Annotated in this window: 14 protein-coding genes; 2 read left to right on the plus strand and 12 right to left on the minus strand. The window is 56.5% G+C overall.

Annotated elements, in window-relative coordinates:
• Window position 1 precedes the first annotated feature (1 nt).
• From arsB to RDV48_15690, 8 genes are all read right to left on the minus strand, one after another.
• On the minus strand, window positions 2–1,099 hold the full coding sequence (gene arsB / locus RDV48_15655; GenBank protein ID MDQ7824236.1) for an ACR3 family arsenite efflux transporter: 1,098 nt from the start codon (window positions 1,097–1,099) through the stop codon (window positions 2–4).
• A gap of 70 nt (window positions 1,100–1,169) precedes the next feature.
• The gene (locus tag RDV48_15660; protein MDQ7824237.1) at window positions 1,170–1,520 is read right to left on the minus strand and encodes a metalloregulator ArsR/SmtB family transcription factor; all 351 of its coding nucleotides are present in this window, start codon (window positions 1,518–1,520) and stop codon (window positions 1,170–1,172) included.
• Window positions 1,521–1,586: 66 nt separating this feature from the next.
• Window positions 1,587–2,480: a hypothetical protein gene (locus tag RDV48_15665; GenBank protein ID MDQ7824238.1), complete on the minus strand. Its 894-nt coding sequence runs from the start codon at window positions 2,478–2,480 to the stop codon at window positions 1,587–1,589.
• Complete coding sequence (locus tag RDV48_15670) at window positions 2,477–2,986, minus strand: anti-sigma factor (GenBank protein MDQ7824239.1); 510 nt, start codon at window positions 2,984–2,986, stop codon at window positions 2,477–2,479. Before RDV48_15670 ends, RDV48_15665 begins: the two co-directional genes overlap by 4 nt.
• On the minus strand, window positions 2,983–3,555 hold the full coding sequence (locus RDV48_15675) for an RNA polymerase sigma factor (protein MDQ7824240.1): 573 nt from the start codon (window positions 3,553–3,555) through the stop codon (window positions 2,983–2,985). Before RDV48_15675 ends, RDV48_15670 begins: the two co-directional genes overlap by 4 nt.
• Window positions 3,556–3,615: 60 nt before the next feature.
• The gene (locus tag RDV48_15680; GenBank protein ID MDQ7824241.1) at window positions 3,616–4,056 is read right to left on the minus strand and encodes a hypothetical protein; all 441 of its coding nucleotides are present in this window, start codon (window positions 4,054–4,056) and stop codon (window positions 3,616–3,618) included.
• Window positions 4,057–4,219: 163 nt separating this feature from the next.
• A complete protein-coding gene (fliF, locus tag RDV48_15685; GenBank protein MDQ7824242.1) occupies window positions 4,220–5,860 on the minus strand; it encodes a flagellar basal-body MS-ring/collar protein FliF in 1,641 nt (546 codons plus the stop codon).
• Between the two features lie 577 nt (window positions 5,861–6,437).
• Window positions 6,438–8,792 (minus strand): hypothetical protein, encoded by a 2,355-nt coding sequence (locus RDV48_15690; GenBank protein MDQ7824243.1) that lies wholly within the window; start codon window positions 8,790–8,792, stop codon window positions 6,438–6,440.
• A gap of 377 nt (window positions 8,793–9,169) precedes the next feature.
• On the opposite strand from RDV48_15690, the gene RDV48_15695 reads away from it, so the two are divergent.
• Window positions 9,170–9,772, plus strand: coding sequence for an Rpn family recombination-promoting nuclease/putative transposase (locus tag RDV48_15695; protein MDQ7824244.1), 603 nt, complete (start codon window positions 9,170–9,172; stop codon window positions 9,770–9,772).
• 18 nt (window positions 9,773–9,790) lie between these two features.
• Here RDV48_15695 and RDV48_15700 read toward each other — a convergent pair whose 3' ends face one another.
• The 3 genes from RDV48_15700 to RDV48_15710 form a co-directional block, all read right to left on the minus strand.
• Window positions 9,791–9,994, minus strand: coding sequence for a hypothetical protein (locus RDV48_15700; GenBank protein ID MDQ7824245.1), 204 nt, complete (start codon window positions 9,992–9,994; stop codon window positions 9,791–9,793).
• Window positions 9,995–10,095: 101 nt separating this feature from the next.
• Window positions 10,096–12,336: a hypothetical protein gene (locus RDV48_15705; GenBank protein ID MDQ7824246.1), complete on the minus strand. Its 2,241-nt coding sequence runs from the start codon at window positions 12,334–12,336 to the stop codon at window positions 10,096–10,098.
• A gap of 585 nt (window positions 12,337–12,921) precedes the next feature.
• Window positions 12,922–13,176, minus strand: a complete 255-nt coding sequence (locus RDV48_15710; GenBank protein MDQ7824247.1) for a hypothetical protein — start codon at window positions 13,174–13,176, stop codon at window positions 12,922–12,924.
• A gap of 355 nt (window positions 13,177–13,531) precedes the next feature.
• Between RDV48_15710 and RDV48_15715 the strand changes: the two genes are divergently transcribed.
• Window positions 13,532–14,341, plus strand: a complete 810-nt coding sequence (locus RDV48_15715; GenBank protein ID MDQ7824248.1) for a PHP domain-containing protein — start codon at window positions 13,532–13,534, stop codon at window positions 14,339–14,341.
• Window positions 14,342–14,398: 57 nt separating this feature from the next.
• On the opposite strand, the gene RDV48_15720 is transcribed toward RDV48_15715, so the two are convergent.
• Complete coding sequence (locus RDV48_15720) at window positions 14,399–14,989, minus strand: Uma2 family endonuclease (GenBank protein MDQ7824249.1); 591 nt, start codon at window positions 14,987–14,989, stop codon at window positions 14,399–14,401.
• Between the last annotated feature and the right edge of the window lie 4 nt (window positions 14,990–14,993).

Below are 14,993 nucleotides of genomic sequence, written 5' to 3' on the forward strand. Positions count from 1 at the left end.
TCTATGATGAGCAGCAGGGCGTGACGGTCATGTCGTCATCTTCTCCGGCGAACCACTTCTTCCTGAACCAGAAGGCCACGTTCACCAGCGAAATAAGTACGGGCACTTCCACGAGGGGGCCTATGACGGCGGCGAAGGCCTGACCTGAGTTGATGCCGAAGACTGCAATGGCCACGGCGATGGCAAGCTCGAAATTATTGCTTGCCGCCGTGAACGAGAGTGTCGCAGTCCTGGTATAGCCGGCTTTGAGCTTGTATCCCATAAAGAAAGAGATAAAGAACATTATTACAAAGTAAATGCAGAGGGGCACCGCTATTCTCAGCACGTCAAGGGGGAGCTGCACGATATAGTTTCCCTTGAGAGAGAACATCACGACTATGGTGAAGAGCAGTGCTATCAGGGTGATGGGGCTTATCTTCGGGATGAACTCCTTCTCGTACCATTCCTTGCCCTTTGCCTTGATGAGGCTGAAGCGGGTAATCACCCCCGCGATGAAGGGGATTCCAAGGTAGATGAAGACAGACTGGGCGATCTGACCGATAGAGATGTTGACGACAGCGCCTTTCAGGCCCACAAGCGGGGGGAGTATGGTGATGAAAAACCATGCATAGACCGAGAAGAAGAGAAGCTGGAACACTGAGTTGAAGGCTACGAGCCCGGCGCAGTACTCGGTGTTGCCTTCGGCAAGCTCGTTCCACACGATGACCATGGCGATGCAGCGGGCAAGGCCGATAAGAATGAGTCCTACCATATACTCGGGATAGGGGCGGAGAAAAACAATGGCCAGGACGAACATCAGTATGGGACCGATGATCCAGTTCTGCACCAGGGAGAGTGACAGGACCTTCACGTCGCGGAATACTTTCCCCATCTCTTCATACTTTACCTTGGCCAGGGGCGGGTACATCATCAGGATGAGGCCGATGGCGATGGGTATGGAAGTGGTGCCCACCTGGAATGCCGTGAGCACCTTGTTCACTCCGGGGAAGAGGTACCCTGCACCTACGCCGATGAACATGGCAAGAAATATCCAGAGAGTGAGATAGGTGTCCAGGAATGAAAGCTTCTTCTTCGCAGGACTGGTGCAGCATTGTGCCATACATTCGCCTCCTGTCGTATGATGCTATTTATTTACATATCTGCAAATATAGATATAAATTCAAAAAAAATTATTCGCTCTGGCAGAGAGAACTCCTGTCAACGGTTTTAAGGCTCTTGAGGTCAGTCCCGGTCTGGCGGTCTTCCTCGAGCCATTTTCCAAGCATCTGGAGCATTCCCTTTACTTCGCGGTTTTTTGTCCTGTCATTCAGAAAGCAGTTGATCCACTTCCCCTCACGCACGGTGTAGATAAGGTCTGCTTCCTCAAGGATTCTCAGGTGCCTTGACGTAGTGGACTGCCCGACGCCAAGGATCTTCTGGATCTCGCATACGCAGGCTCCGTCTTTGTGCTGCAGAATCTTTAATATCCTGATGCGGTTCCTGTCTGCCGCGGCTTTCAGTATTTTAACAGCTATTCTCATATCGCTCATGATAGATATGATATCACGGCTGAAAGGGATTGTCAACTGCCCGGGAAGGTGCGCTGCTCAGCAGGTGAGGGCCGGTTTTTTCATTGATGAGAAAGGAATCGAGAGCAGGAGGCCCAGTCCCAGGGTGCGGAGCGACATTTTCAGGATTTCCGATGCATAGGCTCCCACTGAGGGCACAAAAGCAAGTAGTACCGAGAGTGCCACGAGCCCTGAAAAGGCAATAAGTGCTCTCAGCAGTGGTGAGCGGATCAGCGCGGGAGATATTCTCTCGCCAACAAGGCATGCCATGCTCGAGAATCCCAGGGCAAATCCCGCTGACGAGAAAACCGCAAGGATCGTCAGCATGATCAGGGATGCCGTGCCCCCCAGAAGAGATGCCGGGACAAAGAGGAGGAGCCCTGCAAAACCAAGCAGGAGCACCAGGGCAGGCTTTTTTGCACCCCAGAGCGAGAGGTTTTTCAGCGAGCCGAATGTTGAGAGGAGGAGCACCAGGGCAAGGAGAGGCTCCCATAAGGTCACCATAAAGCGGAGGAAGGGTGGAAAGTGAGATATATCTATAGTCCCCAGGCTCACGATCCTGCCTGAGACCAAGGGCTCGGCCCTTTTTTCCAGGATGCTGAAGAGGGTGACAAGATCGCCTTTCACCTCCGCATTTCCTGCGATGGTGAGGCGGCTCCCCACTGCGATGCAGTGCCCCGCAACCTCGCCGCTCACTGTGCCTTCGTTCAGGATCAGCAGCACGTTATTCACCTTCTGGCCGCTTTGCAGCCCGCATGTGCATCCCATGCGCACCATGTCACAGCGCCCGCCGCACTCCCCCTTGCAGCAGGGGCAGGAGGGAGGGCAGCTGCATCCTTTCTCATGGCGCGCGCTGCAGCTTTCAGAAAAAGAGGCCGTGGCACAGGCAAGGAGGGCCAGCAAAAGGAGCAGAAGTATTTTCAACGCCTTCATGAGGTCTTACCCCCTGTAATGCCATTCCGGAAGGGAATGGCAGTTTTCCCCCGCCTCACTCTTACGAGGATGAGGTAGAGAAGGAAGAGCGCCAGGCTGTAAAAGACGAGAAAAAGGCCGTTCTGTGACAGGAAGGCTCCCGCCATGCCGGGGAACAGGAGCTTTCCCGGCATGCCCTGGAGGAGCGGGAACCCATGCCCTGCCTGGGAAAAGAGGAGAGACAGGGCAAAAAGGATAAGGAAGAAAGCGCATTCCACAGAAAGCACGGGAAGGATGCTCCGCCAGAGGGATGCCGAAGGGATGGCACTCATGACCCTGGCGGTGAACTGCAGGGGCAGAGGGATCTCGGATTTCACCGCGTGCTCGATGTTTTTTGAGAACTCATAATATTTACGGCATTCCTCGCAGCCCTCCAAATGGTCATTGATTTCCTTGAGGTCCTCGCCGCTCAGGGTGCCTTCCAGACGGGCCGTCACCTTTTCAATCCATTCGCCATGATCCTTCATATGAGGACCTCCTTTGCGATCCCGGCAAGCTTCTGCCTTCCCCTGAAAAGGTAATTCTTTACCTGTGCTGCTGTGGTCTCCATAACACGTGCAATGTCATCATAGGTGAGATCCTCCACGAACCGGAGAATCAAGGCAGTCCTGTACGGTTCATCAAGCTTTGACAGGAGCTCCTGGGCCGATATGTTCCCAATCACTGAGTCCTGCCAGTGGCAGCCCTGCAGTCCCTCACCGGGGCCTTCTGCACTCTCGAGGGGCTCCTCTCCCTTTGCCCGCTTTTTTGCAATGAAATCACTCGCTGCATTTGCCGCTATTTTGAAAAGCCAGGGCGTGAAAGGCCTCTTCCTGTCATATGCCTTTCTTGAGCGCCAGGCCTTGATAAAAGTCTCCTGGGCCACCTCAAGGCTCCCTTCATAATCACCTGTCATACGGTAAACAAGCTTCATCACCGGTTTCTTGAAGCGCTCTACAAGCTCCTGGAAATCATCGGGATCTCCCGATACAAAGAGCCTGCCCATAACCTCCTGGTCGGGGGAGAGGCGAGTGGTGTTCTCCTGTGCTTCTGTCATTTCATGGACTGTCTGTGGATAGCTGCCACAGGCTCCTCCCCCGGCCGTACATCAAGGTTTTTATTTCGGCTGAGCGCAGCGGCACGGTGCGCATTTACATGGGCTGCATCTGCATGCAGCTCCCTGCTGCTTCGGCTGGGCGCAGCGGCATGGCGCGCATGTGCATGGATTGCAGCAAGTGCAGCACGCAGCTCCCATCTGTTTCTGACCCTGTATGCCAGGGGCGCACTGTGTTCCCGCCGGGCAGCAGCTTTTGGCCTGGTTGCCCGTGCAGCCTTTGCATGAGCAATTTCCGGGCTTGCAGTCCTTGCAGCTCTGCGGAGGGCAGCTGCAGCCGGGGCCGCAGGGGCATTTTGTCCCTGCAGATGCCTGGGGGCTCACTGACTGCGATGCCTGAGTGGCTGCCGCCTGCTTTGCCTGGGCAATGTCGGCGAAGCCGCCCGAGATGGCGATGCAAAGTAATGCTGCAAGGGCTATGGTGAGTAGTTTCGTTCTGTGCATGATATCACCTCCTTTCATCTCTCATGGAAGACTACCGCTCAGGCGGGGAAAAAGTTTCAACGGGACCGGGAAAAATAAAACAGGCGCGCCCGGGGGTGACGCGCCCGCTTTCAGCACGGGGAGAGGTGGATGCCGCCGTGCCATCTTGGGGGAGGACAGGGGATCAGGGATTTTTTTCTGAGATAATGGTGCTCTTGAGCATCCTGGCGAAAGCCGCGGGGTTGTGGGCTGCCAGTTTCTCCAGTGAGGCCGAGGTGCCTACGAGGGTTTCACGAGGCAGCGATGCCCGGCCGGAGCGATCGTTGATCAGATCGGTGATGTCGCTTGCGGTGGCCGTGGGCCCCGGTGCAAGGACGAGCCGGGAGCGCTCGAGCTGGAGCTTGTTCTGCCCGAGGAGAAAGAGCACAAACCCTATGATGAGTGTAATGACCGGTATGAGCAGAAGGGCAGGCGGGAAGGAGAGAGCCGCGTGGCCGCTCCTTTTTCCTGTCTTGAGGGAGGTACCGATGGGGAATATCACAGCCTGCATGCCCTGATGGGGTATGGGGATGCTCACGACGCTCACAGAGTCGCCGCGGCTTCCGTCGTAACCTATGGCGTTCTTTACCGTCTCGGAGATCTTTTCCACGACAGCGGGCTTGAAATTGTCCACCACCACGCTGGCGGTGATCCTCTCCACTCTCCCCGCAGGGATGGTGATGAGACTCTCCACCGTGTCAATGTCTGACATTCTCACAATCTCTTTTCTCCGGTAGTTCATCCCCTTCCCTGAATTGATGGGGCCTGATGCCACCTGGAGAGCGCCGTTCCTGTCACTCTCAGCTTTTGAATCATAGGATTCCTCAATTATCTTTGTTTTCTGATCGGCTGTGCCAGTAGTGTTTCCAATGCCGCCCACCCTCTTTATCTTTCTCGTGGATGTTGAGAAATCAAGCGTCGCATTGACGGCCACTTTTGTCCTTCCCTGGCCGAAAGTCTTGTCAAGGAGATCCTGCACACTGGCCTCGAGATCACCTTCGAAAGCAGCCTTCTGCTGCCGGAACTGCCCACAGGCCTGGGCCTGCTCGCCCGGGCCCTGTGACAGGGCGGCGCTCCTGTTGAGAAGAATGCCCTTGTCATCGACTATCTTGATTTTTGCAGGCCTGAGGTTCTCTACCGATGAAGAGACAAAGTCCTCAATGCCTTTCACCTGGGCCGAGCTTATGGCTGCCCCCGGCTCGGGCTGCACCATGATGGCCGCCTGGGGCTCGCGGCTCTCGGTATCAAAGTAATCCTTCTCGGGGATCACGAGAAGCACTGATACGTCGGCCACGCCCTGGAACTGCCTGATTATCTCGGTGAGCTGCTCCTCCTTTTCCCTGTGACGGATATACCTTTTGTCGCCATCTGTCAGGGGCGTCAGCGAGGAGCCAGTGTCGGCCTGCGCGGCCTGCTTTCTCGGGAGCCCGTAGCACTGGAGCTCCAGGCGCGTCTTGATGAGCATTGCCGGAGGCACAAGAATCGCGCTGTCACCTTTGCCCGTGGCGTAAGGGATACCCAGCTCCGAGAGCTTGAGAGTGATCTGTTGCGTATCCCTGGCGGTGAGCTTGAAATCATAGAGTGGCACATATGCCGAAGCTTTGCCATAGAGTGAGACTGCAAGGATTACGATGATAAGTGCCGCCGCTGCGATCATGATAAGCCTCTTGGTCGCCGCGGGTATTGATTCTATGAGCTTCAACATTTTCGCCCATGAAGGTGCCGCGGTGCTTCCCTGCTGCTCCCTCGTGGCGGTTCTCATTCCTGTCTGTATGCCTGTCGCCATCTCCTCCACCTCTCTTTGTTTTATTTTTCCCCAGGTGTATCGGGCTTTCTATCATTACTGCCCAGGCTGATTCTGTACACACCTTGATAAGGCCTCAATTGTGCAGGTTTTTCTTCTGACGCACATTGTAAATCTCCTTATTTACAATGATGCCGTCAGTGATGCTCCTGAGTATGAGATCCTGATGGGCACTGTCATTCCTGGGGGTATCGTGCGGGCTTTGTGGTTCTCTCGGCGGGGTCAGGAATTGACCATCAGGCGCTGTTCCGGGAAAATAATTAGACCTGGTTGTGACACGAGCACACCGGCCTAGATTTTTTCCATCCCTCCTGATAATTCCTTACTCTCAGTATGACAGATATTCATTGCCATATTGTTGCCGGGATGTAACAACTATATTGACCTTTTGTTAAGAGAATGTTAAAACGGCGCCGGGCCTCCTCTCCTCGGGCGGTTTCGGCGTCTTCTTCCCGAGATGGTGGACCGGGGGTGGTACCCGGGGGATCAGGGCGCGGGCAAAAGTCCTGCAGCAGAGGTACTCCCATGACCTCCAGGCAAAATTCCTGACGACTCAGTTTCACCGGGATTTAAGGCACTCATTGATTCTCCTGCCGCGTGGGAAGATGATGGTGAGGCCGTGAGGAGCCCTGCCCCTGATGACGAGGTGGCCCTCGTGGACGCACCTGAGATGGTGAGCCATACAGAGGGTGATTCTGTTGTGAAGCTTGTCGCTTCCCCCGTGGGAGCGGAAGATAATGTGATGAGACTGAAGGTTGCGCCGGCACCGGCAGCCCGGGGCCTGGCACTGGTAATTATCACGGGCCAGAGTGCGGTGGTGGAGGTCCCTCTTTTCGGGGAGGTCCCAGGCGGAGAGGAAGGCGTCAAGGAGCGCCTCGATGAAGAGGGGGAGTTGCTGACCGTCATCGACGGCCTCTTCTGGTCTGCCGGTGGCCCAGAGCCTCACGGCATGGTTCCAGAGAGGTATGAGGTCCCGTTTCATGAAGAAGCGAATGAGGGCGCCCCTCTCCTTGGGGTTTGACCCGAAGGTTCCGTCTTTGTGGGAGTCCCCAGAGAGGATTGACAGAATTTCGGGGAGTTCGGGGTGCTCACCGCCCTGGGTGACCTGCCAGATGACGGCTCCCCCGGAACTATGTCCCCCTTCCCTTGTTTTTTGCTGTGCGGAAATCTGGACTGCGACATCCAAACCCTTATCCCCACTGGGTTCCGTGGCATTAGAGATTGCGGGGGAAACCCTTCTGACGGACCTCCCCATGACGGCCACCTCGAAGGCCTCGGGATGGATGTCCCACTTTTTGTGGACAGCCCTCTTTGCGAAGCGGAGGAATCCCTCGACCGAGGCCATGAGGGTGGCGACAGGGACTTCCTGGGCGTAGGAGAGCCACGCCCCCTGGACGCGGGTCCCCTCAATGAAGACCCTGGTAAGATGTCGCGCCTGCTCGGGGCTGAGCTTGCCCACCTTCACGAGGTCCAGCATATCGGGATACTCCAGATACCACCTTTCCTGTTTGATGAGAGAATACGCGGTGCTGCGGGACATCCCGAGGCGCTCCCTGGTGTAGTGGCCCAGGCTCAGGAAGAGCATGTCCCTGTAGAGGCCGAAATTGTTGAGAGTCCGAAGGAGCCTCCCCTGGTAGAAGGAGAGGGAGTGGCGCAGGGAAGCCATCGACCTCAGGCGGGCGACCGTCTCGAAGGGATCGGCGGGAGGATGCACCTGGGTCCCGTCCGGGGTCCCGACGGCGGTATCGGCATCGGAGCAATAGCCTGCGGGAGCCTGGAATTCAGAAGGAAGATCCACCGTGACGGGCTTCCAGGGGAGAAATGCCCAGAGGTGCGACACCTCTTCGAGATCCTTGTGGACCTGGCGGGCAAGCTCCTTGTCCCGCTCGCCGAAGGAGGCCTCGTCATCGAGGGAGCCGATGGCACCCGCCAGGGCGCCAAGGAGAAGGGCTTTCTTCTCGATGGCGGGATCGGTTCCGTTCTCCTTGGTGCCGGAAGCATCAAGGCTATTCCGAGAGTATGCCCCCTCGCCGTGGGTGACGCAGGCTCCCTGGGAGTCTTTCCCCTGCGAGCGGCAGAGAGAAGCTCCCGCGGCCTCCCGAGCCTCAGGCTTCCCTGTCCCGGAATCGGAATCCTCCGGAGACTGCACCGTTGTGCCAGGATCCCCGATACCCCCGAGCGGCGCCGAAGCGGCGAACTCCGCAAGAAGGGCCTCCACGAACGACTCCGAAGGGAGCTCCGCCTCCTCACACCTGCGGAAGACCTCGATGGCCCGATCCCATTTCGCGCCAACGGAAAAAGGAACCCGCACGCTTACCGCGAGGCTCCCTGTATCCTCTTCGTCATCATCTTTGGCCCCGAATGTGTTGATGCCGGCCTCCCCGGCACCGGCTTTAAAACGCTTCACCTCCTCTTCTAGATCTCTTATGGTGGACTGCATGGCTTTTGAAAGCCACTCCGCCTCGGTCTCAGGAGTGACGACCTGGAAAAGATATCGCAGCGCGCTCTTGCGGAGCCTCCCGCTCTCAAGGGCTTCCTTGATGAGGGGGAGCTTCTGAAGCTCCTTGGCGTTCCTCATCAGCTCACAGCCGCTCCTGGAAGAGATCCCAAGCTCCTCGCGCACAAAATCGCCGATACGGACGTAGCCGAGCTTATCGAGCCTCCCGTTAAGGGAATGAAGAGCCTCCCCTATGAGAAGGTCGAGCCTGTTGCCGGCAGAAGAGAGGCACCAGAGGTTCCAGTCCAGGACCTCCCCGGTGAGATCGCGGAATATATGCCGGCAGTTCGACCGCGAGAGCACCTCGTCGGCGCCGTGCGTGACCAGCGGGAGGCCGGGGACTGCCTTGAAGACCTGCCCGCCTTCCATGGTGGCCTCATAGCCGGGATACTCGCGGATCACCTCGGGAAATGGCATAACTCCTCCTTTCATTGGATTTTTATTGTTAATGGGTTTCTTATGTATCCCATATTAATTATACCTCAGAATAGATGGCATGTCAAAATAGCCACATGCTAAAAAGCCTGTCATTATTGAGATTGACGGTCATTACAGGATGCCCTCCCGAGAGCCTGAAAGGCTTGAAATGCGTTTTTATTGCCCGAAACCTCAGAAAGCCCCTCCAGCGCAGAGAAAAGGCGCCCTGCGGCAGTGCAAAGACCGCGCCATGGTGTTCACATTCTTTTAACAGAAAAACCTTTTCTTGTCACCTTTTCTCCATATACCGGCAATCTCTCCCCGCTATAATTATGTCAGGACGGAAATCCGGCAGAGACGGGAAAGGCGGTGAATCGATGGACCCGCGGGAAATAAGAGAGCTGACCACTATAAGCCTCAGGAAGTCCATCTCGATATCGATTCTGAACTTTCGGCTTTTCAGCGAGGAAGGGGATTTACACAATATATACCGGTATGCTAATATTAAATCAAAGAGAGAGCTCACGGACCTGAAGGAGCTTCACTTCATCGAGCTTCCGAAGTTCAAAAAGGATAAGCCGCGGTACTTGCGGACTCGCTTTGAGAAATGGCTCCACGTGCTGAAGTTCGGCGAGCACTATGCCTTTGACTCCGGGAAAGTCCCCGAAGTGCTGAGGAACGAGGAGGAGATGATGATGGCCATGCGTGAGATGAAGAAGGCGTCATCGGACAGAATGGTGAGAGAGATGATGGAGGTCTGCGAGAAGGCCCTTCTAGACGAGGCCACGCTGCGCATCGAAGGTGAGAGGGAGGCCATGGAACGCGGCATTGCTCAGGGTATCAAGCAGGGCAGGCAAGAAGGCCGTGTAGAGCAAGCCCGTGAGATTGCCATCAGGATGAGAGAGCGGGGCTCAGACGCACTGACCATCGCCGATCTCACGGGTCTCTCTGTCGATGAGATAGCAAAGCTCACCTCCTGATCGGACCGGCCTTATCCCCTACCGGCACCGCACATTCCCCCCGGGTGGTTCTCCAGCACTCCCTGTGCGCGCCTCACCGTCGCCGTAGGTCACCCGTGGCATACCAGGGCCTGCCTGGAAGTTCTGCCCGTTCGCTATCACCGCCTCGCAGCCGGGATATTCACATAGTCCTCCTTTCGTCTCATTGTTTCTTCCCATGGTGATGGCGAAAATTTTTATCAATTCCTGGTATTGTCTCCCGGATATTCCATTCCTCTTCCAGGGTCAAGGGTTTCATGAATACTGCGGGTTATCCCTGTCCGCGCGGCACGCCTTTCTTGCGGTCAGCGGTATTCGTAGATGAAGCACGCGCCGGGAACATGGTACCCATCGGAGAGCATGCAGCGGATCTGGAACCGCGATCCCCTGTTTCCCTCGGGAACAGTATATCTGCAGCTCCCCGAAGCCTGGCGCACACCTTTGCTGTAATCGGTCCCCACGCTCCCGATGCGGATCATCGAGGCGGTTCCGCTGCCCGGCGCGACACCCTCCTTCTCCTGGTCGATGTTGACGGTCGCCCCTATGTATGCGCCGTGGGCAGTGCTTCTCTCGGTGAAGCTCACGGCCATCTTGAAAATGAGGGTCTCACCGGGAATCATCTCGGCAGGCGGGGTGCTCCAGGCACCTTGCCAGGAATAGGTCTCATAATTGATTTCGGCATTGTTCCTCGCGATTTTTCTCCCCTCTCCTCCATAAAGCTTCGTATCGACAAGCACCCAGCCGCCCTTCGTTCCTGTATTCCGGCTGTCTCCAGGCGCGGCGCCCGTGGAGGTTGATGCGGGCGCTCCTGTGGAAGAAGAAGCAGGTTCCATCGATTTCACCTCGATAGAGAGGCGATCCATCTGCAAATTCTTTGCGTCATCGGTGACAGTGACCTCGAGAATGGCCTGGCCCAGTTTTGACCAGGTAATATCGACCACCTTCTCTGTCGGTCGCAGCGGTCTGCCGTTGAGAGCCCACGCGAACCGGTAGTCTCCCACGCCTCCCTCGACAGAGACTTCATACCGCGAACGTTCTCCCACCTTCGCGCCCCGGGGGCCCTTGAGCCTGGCAATAAGGGGCTTCGCATCAACCGTCACGGTGATAGAATGCTCCGCAAGTTTCTTCTCCTTTTGGAGGAGAATCGCCCTGAGCTGCCGCGCACCTGCCGTGGCCCAGGTGACTGATATCCTCCTGTTGTCTATAACCTGCTTCCTGCCGTCAATGAACCATTCCATGGCCTGTCTGCGTTCTGAGCCCGCCGCGCCTGCACCCTGAGGGCCTTCCAGGGCAAACTCATATATACACTCGGTCCCTGCGACGGCCTTCAGGGGACCGTTGATTTTGCCTCTCAGCAGAGCGGGGAGCGCCTGGGTGGCGGCAGGCGAGGGAACGGGCGTGGTGGTGATCGGAGGCGGTGATTTGCCGGGCTTTGCAGAAGGCCTTGCCGCTCTTTTTTCCGCCGTGAACTGCAGAGCTGCCGCATTGCGCCACCGGGGATCCCGTGGAGAGGCTCCTCCCTCGCGCACAAACTTGTCGAACTCGCTCCCTGACTTCGTGGAGCCCCGGTATTTCTGGTATTCCTTGATGGTGAGAGGCCTGATAACGCGGTCTGCATTTTCGGATATATAAGGTTTCCCCGTTTCGAGATCCTCCAGGCCTCCTGGATTCTGCAGCACGAATTGCGTATGGCCGCCAATCGTGGTCGCCATGTCGTACGCGCCTGTCATATCAGTCCCGGTCCCTGCAATGACATAAGGATCGCCGATATGCCCCCGATTGACATCACCTACCGGATCGCGGGTTGCCTGCACAAGGTTGACAGGCCCCCTCTCCTCGGTGCGCATCCGGTGGACAAGGGTCGTGTTGTCTTCATACCGCTTCGCAGTCTCCAGGTCTACGCCGGGGCTTTGGACAAGCGTAGTCCTGGCAATCTTTTCAGGATGAAAGGAAAGACAGATCTGCGCTTTCCCTGCGCCAAGGCTGTGGCCCGCCACTTCAAGCTTTCCATTACGGCCATATTTCTCCACCCAGCCATCGTAAAGCTCCCGGTGGTTCATGTATTGAGTGGTGCCGATGGTCTTCCCTGCCTCCCATTCCTTCTTATCGCTCTCCCTGTCCTTCTCATCATCGGTGCCGCGGAATGCGATGATGTACCCGCCGTTTCTGTCATCTCTGAGCACAATGGCTGCTGCTCCGTCACGGGCATGAAGGCTCTCGACCGGAGTAAGGTTCTCGGCGCGCAGCCGGCGGATCAGGCGGGGATCAGTAAAACTGCCCTTTACTCCGTATGCATAGGTATGGGCGATTCTCTCCTTACGGGCGCCCGGGTGCTCTCCCTTAGTCTTCAACCTGACATTGGCGTTTTCATCCGCCTGGGCGGAGTCACCGGCCGGCACGCTGTCCAGGATCTTCTGCCATTGCGCCGGGGTATTGACTTCATCCTTTTCCGCTCCACAGGCCTGCATCGCCTGCATGGAGAGGAGCAGGGCGATCAGTGCGGTAAAGCATAGAAAGAGCCTCGTTACCCGAACCAGTGTATTCATCAGAGAACCTCCTTGTGAGTGACATCTGGAAGAACATGGACAAACAGCTCCCCTGGTTTATGAGAAAAGAAAATCCGTGTAAAAGAATCACGTGCTTTCACCCGTCTGTTCACGAACGGCCGGCAGTCACCTTTGACGGTGGCTCCTGCCGCCTGTCGTAGCGCCTGTGGCCTCCCACCTGCGGGGCAGTCTCCGGGAGACTGTCCCCGCGGGAGGAGGGCTGAAGGACAGGAAGCTTGATTCCAGCGCCCCCGGCCTCCGCAGAAATTATACCGCAAATCTCCGGAAAAGTCCAAAGATTTCCTGGCGAAGAGCAGTGAAGGAGGCCTAAAATCTAGAAAATTCCGGGAAGCGGTGCGTCAGTGCGAAGAAAAAGGCGGGAGCGAGAGCGAAACACCCCTGTCCTTTACGCGCAGGACCGGAGCCCATCTTATGTCTTCAGTTGCATCCGAGAGCCACATCGAGGAAATAGCAGTCGGCATAGGGGGCTTTGTTGCGCATATGTACTGATGCCAAATCTATGATCGGAAAAAACAATCATTTTTCCAGGCAATTGCTTCGTTCAGAGGTACCGATCCGAAGCCGCTACTTCTCTTCCCCATCTCGGTTTTTTGCATGGCTGATTTTCCAGATCATATCTTTACACTTTTTGCATGTCACTTTCTCTGGGCGTTCTGTGGCTATTCCTTCAACCTCTGCCCGGTGAGCGGCTTCGCGATATCGCGGATTACAGGCAACCGTGCCGTCTTCATTCAACCAGGCCTGCCGTTCCAACCATCCGAAATCGCCTCTGAAGGTGAGCATGGTGATCAGTTCCTTTGCCATCAGTCCGAGAGCCATACGAATAGCTTCTGAGAGAACATGGGAAGGGAAGTTGCTGCTGCTCGCTCTGCCGCAAAGATTCCTGTCCACGTCACTTTCAGCGAGGGAAGATGAAGGTAAGATCGTGGGGTCCGGAGGCCCTCCAGAAGGCGAAGGAGCTGAGGTCCATGAAGAGCCACTTTCAAGGTCCATAAGAGATCACAGGCGATTCTTGCCATCAGCATTAGACAAAGAAAAGAGGCTTTACGGCAGCAAAGGATGCCTGTAATCATCCTGCAGTGCGAAAAGCGGTCGGGCATTCTCACGGTGCATCAGAGGATTCGCGCAGCCTCCGGAGAAATGCATGGGAAATACCGGTGAACAAGGAGCCCCCATGACGGAGCATCACGACTGGCATATGCACACCACCGTCTCCGACGGCAAGGACAGCCCCGCCCTCATGCGTGAGGCGGCGAAGGATCTGAAGCTCACCTCAATAGCCATCACTGACCACGACGCCCTTGACGCCCACGTGATGCTTTCAGGAGAGCCCATGGACGGCATCGAGGTCGTAAAGGCAGTGGAGATTGACTGCAGCTTCAACGGCAGGAATATCGAGATCCTGGGGTACTACATCGATGTAGAGAATAAGGATCTTGCGGGGTACCTCGCGGCGGTGCAGAAAGAGCGCCGCGAAAGGGCACTGCGCTATATCGACTGCGTCAACGATCATTTCGGCAAGGTCGTGATAAAAGAGCAGGACGTGATGCCCGAAGGGCGCGTCACCATACTGAAGCCCCACATCCTTCAGCCCCTCGTCAGCAATGGGCTCTTCGCGAACTACGGCGAAGCCAAGAAATTCCTCAACAGCAGTCCCGTGAAGGGCTTCAAGCGCGCCACGGCCCCCGAAGCCATAACAATGATAAAGGGAGCCGGCGGCATGGCGGTCCTCGCTCATCCCGGTGTCTATGACATCCCGCCCCTTGAGGCCTTTGCCATGATAAAGACTCTCAGGCAGGACGGGATAGACGGCGTCGAGACTTATTATCCATACCATCTTCACATGCCTGACCGCTATGATTCTCCCGGTGAGGAGAGGCAGTTCGTGGAGAAAGTGGAAAGCCTTGCGAAGGATCTCGGCCTTAAAGCCACCAGGGGCTCAGACAGCCACAGCATCAGCGATCTTGTGAAATATAACAGCTGAAAGGGAACAGAGGGTTACCCCGGTCACGCTCCCGGTCAGGGGAAAAAGGCGCCTCCGTCAGGGCCGTTCCGGAGCTTCCGAGAAGAGAGATGCAAGGTCAATGGCAAGGTCCGGAAAGAGGCCGGCTTTTACAGTATCCTCGCTGGAGTAGACGGCAGGCCTTCCGTATTCACCGCTGTCGTTGAGCGTGAAGACCATCACGGTCCTGTCATCCTGGTGAACCACCCAGTACTCGCGGACGCCGTGCCTCTCATAGAGGGCGAGCTTCTTCACATAGTCCCTTGAAGCGCTCCCCCGTGAGGCGATCTCTATGATGAGATCGGGGCTCCCGAGGCACCCCAGGTCATCGAGCTTGCCGGGGTCGCAGATCACCGATATATCGGGCTGCACCACCGTTCCCGCCTCGTCATCCTTCTCGCCCCGCGCGGGCAGCCTCACATCGAAGGGAGCGCAGTATACCCTGCAGGCATGCCCTCTCAGGTGATTATGGAAGGCCGTGAACAGTCCGCCCAGCAGATCCTGGTGCCTTCTTGAGGGAGCGGGCGTCATCTGATAAAGAATCCCTTCGATGACCTCGTACCGCTCTTCGCCGGGTATATCGCAGTAATCTTTATAGGTATATCTGTCTCTTCTCGCAAGGGGCTCCATGGAC

The sequence above is a fragment of the Candidatus Eremiobacterota bacterium genome (genome assembly GCA_031082125.1).
GTDB lineage: Bacteria > Vulcanimicrobiota > CADAWZ01 > CADAWZ01 > Ess09-12 > Ess09-12.

Bases quoted from the DNA above. Each gene is read 5' to 3' on its own strand.
- fliF (MDQ7824242.1), bottom strand. From the start codon at position 5,860: ATGGCGACAGGCATACAGACAGGAATGAGAACCGCCACGAGGGAGCAG.
- RDV48_15695 (MDQ7824244.1), top strand. From the start codon at position 9,170: ATGGACCCGCGGGAAATAAGAGAGCTGACCACTATAAGCCTCAGGAAG.
- RDV48_15710 (MDQ7824247.1), bottom strand. From the start codon at position 13,176: ATGGCTCTCGGACTGATGGCAAAGGAACTGATCACCATGCTCACCTTC.
- RDV48_15715 (MDQ7824248.1), top strand. From the start codon at position 13,532: ATGACGGAGCATCACGACTGGCATATGCACACCACCGTCTCCGACGGC.
- RDV48_15670 (MDQ7824239.1), bottom strand. From the start codon at position 2,986: ATGAAGGATCATGGCGAATGGATTGAAAAGGTGACGGCCCGTCTGGAA.
- RDV48_15690 (MDQ7824243.1), bottom strand. From the start codon at position 8,792: ATGCCATTTCCCGAGGTGATCCGCGAGTATCCCGGCTATGAGGCCACC.
- RDV48_15720 (MDQ7824249.1), bottom strand. From the start codon at position 14,989: ATGGAGCCCCTTGCGAGAAGAGACAGATATACCTATAAAGATTACTGC.
- RDV48_15680 (MDQ7824241.1), bottom strand. From the start codon at position 4,056: ATGCACAGAACGAAACTACTCACCATAGCCCTTGCAGCATTACTTTGC.
- RDV48_15665 (MDQ7824238.1), bottom strand. From the start codon at position 2,480: ATGAAGGCGTTGAAAATACTTCTGCTCCTTTTGCTGGCCCTCCTTGCC.
- RDV48_15705 (MDQ7824246.1), bottom strand. From the start codon at position 12,336: ATGAATACACTGGTTCGGGTAACGAGGCTCTTTCTATGCTTTACCGCA.
- RDV48_15675 (MDQ7824240.1), bottom strand. From the start codon at position 3,555: ATGACAGAAGCACAGGAGAACACCACTCGCCTCTCCCCCGACCAGGAG.
- arsB (MDQ7824236.1), bottom strand. From the start codon at position 1,099: ATGGCACAATGCTGCACCAGTCCTGCGAAGAAGAAGCTTTCATTCCTG.
- RDV48_15660 (MDQ7824237.1), bottom strand. From the start codon at position 1,520: ATGAGAATAGCTGTTAAAATACTGAAAGCCGCGGCAGACAGGAACCGC.